The organism is Paraburkholderia sp. (genome assembly GCF_036488795.1).
In the GTDB taxonomy this organism is placed as follows: domain Bacteria; phylum Pseudomonadota; class Gammaproteobacteria; order Burkholderiales; family Burkholderiaceae; genus Paraburkholderia.
On record NZ_DASXHA010000162.1, the window covers coordinates 1 to 9,274 of the forward strand.

Here is a 9,274-nt window from a genome sequence, read left to right on the forward strand (position 1 = left end):
CATCACCCACGCGCAGCGCCAAACGCCTTCACGACGTTCACCCAATACGACGCACCGATAGTCAATGCGTCGTCATTGAAGTCGTAGTGCGGATTGTGAAGCGGGGCCCCGGGCGTGGACCCGTCGACGCCCATCCAGACATACGCGCCCGGCCTCTGCTGCGCCATAAATGCGAAGTCTTCCGATGCCATCGATGGCTTACAGCCCAGCGTCACCTTCGCAGCGCCGACAGTCGCGCGCGCCGCCTCGAGCGCCACGTCGGCTTCGGCAGCCGCATTGATCGTTGCTGGATAGCCGTAGCGGTAAGACAGCGTCGCTTTCGCGCCATGCGCCTGCGCGGTCAGCGAGCCGATTTCGTCCAGTAAGCGCCGTACGCGCTCCTGCACGCCGGCATCGAAGCAGCGTACGGTGCCGCGGATCACAGCACGATCAGGCAACACATTCCAGGCCTCGCCGCCATGAATCTGCGTGACGCTCACCACGCATGCTTCCTTCGGCGAGACACGCCGGCTCACGATGGTCTGCAGCGCGATCACGACATGGCTTGCGCACACCAGCGCATCGATCCCCTCCTCCGGCATTGCGGCGTGCGAGCCTTTGCCGTCCACCAGAATCTCGAAGGTGTCGAACGACGCCATCATCGGACCGCGGTTAATCGCGAAATGACCGAGCGGCAAGCCGGGCCAGTTGTGCAGGCCGAACACCGCGTCGCACGGGAAACGCTCGAACAGTCCGTCTTCGATCATCACGCGCCCGCCGCCCGCCACCTCTTCGGCGGGCTGGAAGATCACGTGCACCGTGCCCTGCCAACCGCTATCGCGGCTCAGCGAAGCGGCGGCGCCCAGCAGCATCGCAGTGTGGCCGTCGTGACCGCACGCGTGCATCTTTCCGCGGTGCTGCGAACTGTGCGCGAATTCGTTGTGCTCCACCATCGGCAGCGCATCCATATCCGCACGCAATCCGAGCGCAGGACCCGTCCCCCTTCGCAGCGTTCCGACCACACCGGTTTTGCCGACCCCCTCGGTTACTTCAAAACCGTACTCGCGCAGTACTGACGCAACCAACCGCGCGGTCGACACCTCTTCGAACGCGGTCTCCGGATGCGCATGCAGTGAACGACGCCACGTCACCATGTTGTCGAACAATTCGGTTTCAATCATTGATTACCTCACAGGCAAACTGCGGCGCGACAGGCAGTGTTGCAGATCCGACAGTCAGAAGGATTCGCTATCCCGGCTACTTCAGTCAGCCGGGCAAAACGGCACCGGCGCAAGGAACACCGATTCCTGATGCACCAGATACGGCAGGATACGAGGCGTGAACGCTTGCCAATGCGGATCGGCGGCGAGCTTCGCGCGCTGCGCGGCGCGGTGCGCGTAGTCGTCGTACTCCCAGCAGAACACGACCGAATTCAACGTACCCGAGTCTTTGGTCCAGCAGCCTTTGAGCCGTGCGTACTGGCTGATGATCTGCAGACCCTCGCGCTCGTAAATTTTCAAGAACTCGCCCACCTTTCCTGCCGTAATCTGATACGTACGCATTTCCACCAGCATGATTGCTCCTGTAGTCATTCAGACACTCACAAAACGGCGCACGCCCAGGCACACCGTCAGACAGCGACGCACGCCTGCACGCCACCGCCAATTAAAAGCTGTGCCTTATGCCCACCCGCAGCGCGACCTGGTTCGGCGTCGACGAAGGTGACAGATAAGTCAGATCGGCTACCGCTGCGTGTCCCGTCGAATCGACGCCGCTAGCGCGTTGCCAGGCAACGATCAGGTACGTGAACGTACGCTTGGAAAACAGGTACTGGGAGCCAGCCGCCAGCTGGTTGTAGTGCGCATGCGGTGATGACGTGTAGTCGTAGGTCAGACCCGCCATGACTGCAGGTGTGAAGCGATGACTGACGAACGCCTCGTACGAGGCGAGTGTCGCCGAACCCTGGAATGTGGTGCTGGTGGTCGCGACTGCGTTGCTGAAGCGCGTGTTGGTGTAAAGGGCGCCCAGCGTGGTGGTGCCGAACTGATAGTTGCCGCCCGCACCGAGCGTCTGCATGCTGTGCGCAGTGGCATAGCCGCTGTAGATCGGAGTCGTTACGGGGTTCGTGAACGCTTCGCCCGCTGTCGCACCCGTGGCGCCGTCAAATCGCGTCACTGCGGGGTTGTTCACATAAAGATAGGCGGCCGCCAGTTTCAGCGGACCGTTCGCATAGTTCAGGCCGAAGCCGTATTGCCGCGACGCGCCGACCGAACCGGCCACGCCACCAAAGCTATACAGCGCACCCGCGGTGATGCCGTGATACGTCGGGCTCACGTACTTGACCGCGTTATTGACGGGATACGTGCCCCAGATGCCGTCCACATCCCCCGCATGCGCCGACAGCGAGCCGCCGAACGCCAGCGAAGAGCTCAGCGGCTGCAGGTTGGTCACCATGAAGTCGTACTGGCGCCCCAGGCGCACGCTGCCGTAGTTGCCGGACAAGCCCACAAAGGCCTGACGGCCGAACAGCCGGCCGTTATAGCCGAGCTTGCCGCTGTTGACGTCATAGCCGCTTTCGAGCTGGAAGATGGCGCTCGTGCCGCCGCCTAGATCCTCGCTGCCGAGCAGGCCGAACTTGCTCCCGCCCATCCCACCGCTGAAGGTCTGGTAATTGGCATGGCCGCCCTGATTGTTGGTGTAGGTAATGCCATCGTCGGCGACGCCGTAGAGGGTCACGCTGCTTTGTGCGTGGGCTGCCTCTGCAAGGCATGTCAACGCCACTAGGACAACTAGTTTTCTGGTCACGAAAATTCCTGTCGAATAAAAAATGGATTTGATCAAACGCCGAACTACAGAACGAACAAGGTTGCCACTGGAACAGCTCGTGACCCGCGCGCAGCGCGCCCACGCATCGCAGCGCCGAGCCTGCTTACGTCTAAGTACGGTGCCCGGCCTGCACGCTCACCGGGCACCGCTATCGCGACGCAGGCCGTCAGCCCGCGTGCCCGACCAAAAATCCCACCAGCAAACCGACCAGACCCGAACCCGCACCGACCAGCCAGAGCGGCAGACCGGGTGTCGGGCGGGCTTGGGCCGCGACGGTGAACGAGTTCGTCTCGCTATGCGATTCAGGTTGCACGCCGCCGATGAGCGGCATGTTGTCCGACCGTCCTTGCGGCGCCGGCTCGATGTCCGGCATAACGTTCGCCGGCCCCGCCTGCTTTTCGATGTGCGCCTTGAGCGCGCCGAAGAAGGCGTCCAGATTCTTGCCCGCCGCCGACTGAATCAGCCGGGACCCTACGCTCATCAGCTTTCCGCCGATTTCGACATCAGCGTCGTAGGCGAGCACCGTCATCTCGGCTTGCGGTTCGAGCTGCACGCGCGCGGTGACCTTCGCAAAGCCGACTGCGCCCGCGTTGCCAGTACCGACGATCGTGTAAGCCTTGGGCGGATCGAGATCCGACAGTTCGACATTGCTTTTGAAGGTCGCCGCGACCGGGCCGACGCGAATCTGCACGGTCGACTCGAAATGCCGCTCGTCGAGCATCGCGAGCGATTTGCAGCCGGGCAGACACGCCTCGAGCACGGCGGGATCGTTCAGCGCACGCCATACGGTCTCGGGCCGCGCCGGAAGAATGCATTGGTCAGCTAACTTCATCGCCATTGCTCAGCGCTCGTAGAGTTTGAACAGCGCCTGCGTGCCGTTACGCGTAAGGCCTTGCTCGGCGAGCTTCTGATAAAGACTGCGCACCAGTTCCAGACCCGGCAACTCGCGTCCCATGTGGGCGGCTTCCTCATGCGCGATCCGCATGTCCTTGATGAAATGCTCGATAAAGAAGCCCGGCGCGAAATCGCCTTTCGCGATGCGTGGCCCAAGGTTATTCAACTGGAAGCCGCCAGCCGCCCCGCCGCCGATCGCGCTCAACACGGTCTGCGGGTCCAGTCCCGCGCTGTGCGCATAGGCCAGGCCCTCGCACACCCCCAACATCGTCGAGGCGATCACGATCTGATTGCACAGCTTGGTGTGCTGACCCGAGCCCGGTCCACCTTGCAGCACGATGTTCGTGCCGAGGCAGCGCAGCATCGGCTCGACGCGCGCGAGCACGTCGGCCGCGCCGCCCACCATGATGGACAGCCGTCCCTCGCGCGCGCCGACATCGCCGCCCGAAACCGGCGCGTCCAGCATCTGCACGCCGCGAACCGCCGCGTGCGCGGCCAGCTCTTCGGCCAGTTGCGGGCTTGAAGTCGTCATGTCGATCAGCACGGCGTCGCGCCGCGCGTTCGCGATCAGGCCGTCGTCGCCGAGATACAGCGCACGCACGTCGTCCGGCATGCCGACGATCGAGATCACCACGTCGGATGCTTCAGCAAGCGCCTTTGGCGTGGCATGCCAGGTCGCGCCCGCGTCGATAAGCGGCTCGGCCTTCGCACGGGTGCGGTTATACAGGTGTAACGGATAGCCGGCCGCGGCGAGCCGCGCCGCCATCGACGCGCCCATGATGCCGAGGCCGATAAAGCCGACAGCGGGTTTGCTTGCAGATTGATTCATGATTGTGTGATCCGGTCAGAGTTTGTCGCGCAGCAGGTCGCGCAACAGCATGGGGGTCAAAGGGTGACGGTCCGCCACCACGCCGAACGGCGCGAGCGCATCGTTCACGGCATTGGTCAAGGCGCCGAGCGCGCCCATCACGCCGCCTTCGGCCATCCCCTTGATGCCCGCCGCCGTCGCACGGCTAGGCGTATGCAACGGGATGATTTCGAAATTCGGCAGTTCGGTCGAAGTGGCGATCAGATAGTCGGCCAGCGAGCCGGTCAGGTTCTGTCCTGTTTCGTCGTAGCGCGTGTGCTCGAACAACGCGCCGGACAGTCCCATCGCCACTGCGCCGTGTTGCTGTCCTGTCACCACGGTCGGATTGAGCAGCGTGCCGCAGTCTTCGGCGATCACGTAGCGCGCGATATGGATCGCGCCAGTGGCGACGTCCAGTTCGATCTCGCATCCGTGCGTCGAATTCGAGTAGGTCATCGGCGGCGGATCATAGGTGAGGTGAAACTCGAGACCAGGCGTGAGGCCTTGCGGCAATGAGGTCGGATCCATATAGGCACGGCGCGCGACATCGGCGAGCGTTAGACCTGTGTCGACCCACGCGTCGCCGCTGCCGCGCTCGACACGCGCGTCGACGAGGCGAAGCGAGTCGCTATCGGGCAGCGCGAGAGAACCGGCGGCGATGGCGAGCACCTTGCGACGCGCATCGAGCGCGCACAGGTAAAGCGCGCCGCCGCCCGCCGTGCCGCTGCGGGCGCCGCGGCTGCCCATCCCGTAGGGCGCGATATCGGTGTGGCCCAGATGAATACGCACGCTCGTCGGGTCTACACCGAGGCCTTCGGCCACCGCATTGGCCATCGCGCTTTCATAGCCCTGCCCGCTCGGGCCGAGACCCACCGACGCGTTGACGACACCACTCGGCTCGATCCGGATCCAGCTTGCCTCGTGTCCCGAGCCCGGAATGCCGGCCGATTTATAAAAGGCCGAACCGTACGTCGTCGGCTCCACCACATTGCACAGGCCAAGCCCGAGGTAGCGGCCGGCTGCCCGCGCCGCCTGCTGGCGCGCGCGAAAAGCGTCGTAGTCGAACGCCGCGACCACCGCCTCGAAGGTCTGCGACGGCGTAATGTCAGCCAGCAATTCGCCGGTGGCGGTACGGTACGGCAGTTCCTCAGGGGTCAACAGGTTGCGGCGGCGCACTTCGACCGGATCGAGCTGCAGTTCGCGTGCAATCGCTTCCATCGTGCCTTCCATGACCCAACTGGTGATGGACATCGGCGCGCGCATGGGGGCATTGCCACATTTATGACTGAGCACGATCTTGACGTCGAAATCGTAGTGCTGCAGCCGGTACGGTCCGCTCAGCACCATTGCGACGACGCGTGCGAGGTAGTTCGCCGGAAAGAAGCAATACGCGCCGAAGTCTTCGCGGATCTCCAGATCGAGCCCGAGCAGCGTGCCGTGCTCATCCACCGAAGCGCGGGTGCGGCAGAAGTCTTCGCGCGAATTGGCCGCCGCGGTCAGATTCTCCAGACGGTCTTCGCGCCAGCGCACCGGCCGCTTCAAATGACGTGCGAGTGCGGCAACGCTCAGCTCTTCCCGGTACAACGCGATTTTCTGACCGAACGAACCGCCGACGTCAGGCGAAATCACTGTCACCTGCGACTCGCTGAGTCCGAGCCGCTGCGCGAGCTGAGTACGCAAAGGATGCGGCACCTGGGTGCCGACGTGAAACGTCAGGTGGTCGCGCCCGGCGTCCCAGACTGCCGCGCAACCCCGCGTTTCGATCGGCACATGGGTCTGCCGCTGTTGCTGAAAGGTCGATTCGATCACCCGGTACGCTCGCTGCGCAACGCTCTGCGTGTCGCCGCTCGTGTAGGCTTGGTGCGATACAAGGTTGCCGGGCACCCCTGGGTCGACTTGCGCGGCATCGGGTTCGAGTGCTTGCCACATATCGGTCACGACAGGCAACGGCTGGAACTCGACGAGCACCTGTTCAGCCGCGTCTTCTGCGAGGTATCGGTCGGTCGCAACGACGCAGGCGACCAGATCGCCCTGAAACCGTACGATGTCAGTCGGCATGGTCGCGAACTCGACCGGCACCAGGCCCTCGACCGGCGCAGCGACGCGCATCGGCGCGGTCCACTGAGCCAGCTCCCGTCCGGTAACGACGGTCACGACACCAGGCATGCCGATAGCCACGGCGGTATCTACAGAAACGATCCGCGCATGCGCGTGCGGCGAGCGCACGAAGCTCACGTGCAGCGCGCCCGCGATTTCAATATCGTCGAGATACCGGCCATGGCCCGTCAGCAGGCGATAGTCCTCGGTGCGCGGTACCGCCTTGTTGAGGTAGCGAAACGTCTGTTCAGACATCGGCGCTCTCCCCCCGCATACGCGCGGCCGCGCGCAGGATCGCCCGGACGATGTTCTGGTACCCGGTGCAGCGGCACAGGTTGCCCGATAGCGTCTCGCGGACCTCGGATTCGGATGGGCTCGGGTGCTCGCGCAGATAAGCCTCGAAGGTCATCACGATGCCCGGCGTGCAAAAGCCGCACTGCAGGCCATGGCACTCATGCATCGCCTGCTGCAGCGGCGACAGGCGGCCATCCTGCGCGACAGCTTCGATCGTCGTAATCCGCACTTCGTCCATCTGAACCGCGTACGCCAGGCACGAGCGTGCCGGGCGGCCGTCGATTTGCACCGTGCACGCGCCGCATACCCCGTGCTCGCAACCGACGTGCGTGCCAGTCAGACGGCAGTCTTCACGAAGCACATCGGAAAGGAGCTTGCGAGGTTCGCAGTGCGCTTCGTGACGGGTGCCGTTCACGTCGAGATAGATCGTTCTCTTTTCCATGACTCAATGGGAATTGGGGTTGGCCGACTGCGTCGCGCGTCGCAACGCTCGCGCCGTGAGCGCCTTGACCAGGTCGCGCCGGTAAGCTGCGCTGATGTCCGGTTGATCGTACGGATCGATAGCGCCAGCCACCGCGTCGGCGATTGCAGCAAGCGTCGGCGCATCGGCCGGCGCGCCCACGAAGCCCGCAGCGAGTTCGTTAAGCACAAGCGGCGCGTCCGCCACGCCGCCGACACCAATACGCAGGCTTGAAAATCTGTTGCCGTCGAGGATGGCGGTCAGTGCGCAAGCCGCGATCGCGAAATCGCCGTGCCGTCTGCTAAAAACTTCAAATGCGTGCCGCTCGCCCTGGCGTCCGACCGGGAAATGCACCGCTCGAATGATTTCTTCGGCGGCGAGATCGGTCGTCATCACCGCAATCAGGAACTCCGCGGCCGGCATCTCGCGGCTGCCGTCCGGTCCGACGATCTCGATGCTCGCGCCCAGCGTGCTTGCAATGAGCGGCATTTGCGCAGCGGGATCCGCATGCGCAAGGCTGCCCCCAAGCGTGCCGCGCTGGCGAATCGCGTAGTGCCCGATGGTGGCGGCCGCTTCCGCGAGCAGCGGGCAAGCGGCGCGTACCGTGTCGCTGGTGGCCACCTCGTGATGGCGTGTCATCGCGCCAATAGATAGCAACTCGCCCACCAGCGTCACGCCGCTGAGTTCCGGCAATGCGTTCAGGTCGATCAGATGTGCTGGTTGCGCAAAGCGCATGTTCATCATCGGCGCGAGGCTTTGCCCTCCCGCGATGACCTTTGCGTCGAAGCCGTGCTGCGCGAGCAGCGACAGCGCTTCTTCAAGCGTGTGAGGCCGGTGATACGAAAATACCGCGGGTTTCATGCGTTGTGCACCTTCAGGTTCACGCCGCTCGCCTGATCGAAAAGGTGCAGACGGCGGCGGTTGATCGACAGGGTCACGCGTTCACCGACCTTGCATGAACGCTCCTTGCCGACACGAAAAAACATCGACTGCCCCAGACATTGCAGGCCGATGAACTGGTCGGAGCCGACCGGCAGTAACGAGGCGATGTCGCCTGTCAGCGAACAATCGGTCGACTCGCCATGTTCGTCGATGTCCTCCGCACGAATGCCGGCCGACACTGCCCGGCCAACGCACCCCGCGAGCAGCCGCTGCGTTTGGTCATCCAGCGCGAGCGAAAGGTCACCTGCGCGGAAATGCAAACCGTGGTCGCCTTGCGTCAGCACGCCATCGATAAAATTGATCGGCGGGCTGCCGAGAAAGTTGGCGACGAACTTATTGGCTGGCCGCTCGTAGATATCATCGGGCGAGCCGATCTGCTGCACGACGCCCTGGCGCATCACGACGATGCGGTCGGCGAGCGTCAGCGCTTCCGCCTGATCGTGGGTCACGTACACGAAAGTCGTCTGCATCGACTGATGCAGTGCCTTGATGCTCGCGCGCATCGACACACGCAGCGCCGCATCGAGGTTAGACAGCGGCTCGTCCATCAGAAAGACCGCGGGCTGCCGCACCATCGCGCGGCCGAGCGCGACGCGCTGGCGCTGCCCGCCCGACAGTTGCCCCGGCCGCCGGTCCAGCAGAGGCTCGATTTCGAGCGACCGGGCGGCCGCGCGCACCCGCGCATCGATCTCCTGTTGCGGACATTTGCGCATCCGCAGGCCGAAGGCGATGTTGTCGTACACGTTCTTGTGCGGGTACAGCGCGTAGCTTTGGAACACCATCGCCACATCCCGCCGATGTGCCGGCAGGCCGTTCACTTCCACGTCGTCAAACCGCAAGCTGCCCTGGGTGACCTCTTCCAGTCCGGCGATCATGTTTAGCGTCGTCGACTTGCCGCAGCCGGAAGGCCCGAGCAGAACGAGAAACTCCTTGTC

General features: G+C 63.9%; 9 protein-coding genes. All 9 read right to left on the minus strand.

Annotated elements, in window-relative coordinates:
* Nucleotides 1–2: 2 nt before the first annotated feature.
* Entirely contained in the window at nt 3–1,160 is a 1,158-nt protein-coding gene (locus VGH41_RS23135; RefSeq protein WP_331599958.1) for a M20 aminoacylase family protein, read from the minus strand.
* Nucleotides 1,161–1,241: 81 nt separating this feature from the next.
* Nucleotides 1,242–1,571 carry an NIPSNAP family protein gene (locus tag VGH41_RS23140; protein ID WP_331599959.1) on the minus strand — a complete coding sequence of 110 codons (330 nt, stop codon included), beginning with the start codon at nt 1,569–1,571 and terminating at the stop codon, nt 1,242–1,244.
* Between the two features lie 73 nt (nt 1,572–1,644).
* Entirely contained in the window at nt 1,645–2,784 is a 1,140-nt protein-coding gene (locus VGH41_RS23145) for a porin (protein WP_331599961.1), read from the minus strand.
* Nucleotides 2,785–2,971: 187 nt separating this feature from the next.
* Nucleotides 2,972–3,637 (minus strand): carbon monoxide dehydrogenase subunit G, encoded by a 666-nt coding sequence (locus tag VGH41_RS23150; RefSeq protein WP_331599963.1) that lies wholly within the window; start codon nt 3,635–3,637, stop codon nt 2,972–2,974.
* Between the two features lie 9 nt (nt 3,638–3,646).
* Nucleotides 3,647–4,528 carry an NAD(P)-dependent oxidoreductase gene (locus VGH41_RS23155; RefSeq protein WP_331599965.1) on the minus strand — a complete coding sequence of 294 codons (882 nt, stop codon included), beginning with the start codon at nt 4,526–4,528 and terminating at the stop codon, nt 3,647–3,649.
* Nucleotides 4,529–4,543: 15 nt separating this feature from the next.
* Nucleotides 4,544–6,898, minus strand: coding sequence for a xanthine dehydrogenase family protein molybdopterin-binding subunit (locus VGH41_RS23160; protein WP_331599966.1), 2,355 nt, complete (start codon nt 6,896–6,898; stop codon nt 4,544–4,546).
* The gene (locus tag VGH41_RS23165) at nt 6,891–7,379 is read right to left on the minus strand and encodes a (2Fe-2S)-binding protein (RefSeq protein ID WP_331599967.1); all 489 of its coding nucleotides are present in this window, start codon (nt 7,377–7,379) and stop codon (nt 6,891–6,893) included. Before VGH41_RS23165 ends, VGH41_RS23160 begins: the two co-directional genes overlap by 8 nt.
* Nucleotides 7,380–7,382: 3 nt before the next feature.
* Nucleotides 7,383–8,258, minus strand: coding sequence for a xanthine dehydrogenase family protein subunit M (locus VGH41_RS23170; RefSeq protein WP_331599968.1), 876 nt, complete (start codon nt 8,256–8,258; stop codon nt 7,383–7,385).
* The coding region (locus VGH41_RS23175; protein WP_331599969.1) for an ABC transporter ATP-binding protein at nt 8,255–9,274 on the minus strand (1,020 nt) is incomplete at its 5' end. The genes VGH41_RS23170 and VGH41_RS23175, both read right to left, overlap by 4 nt.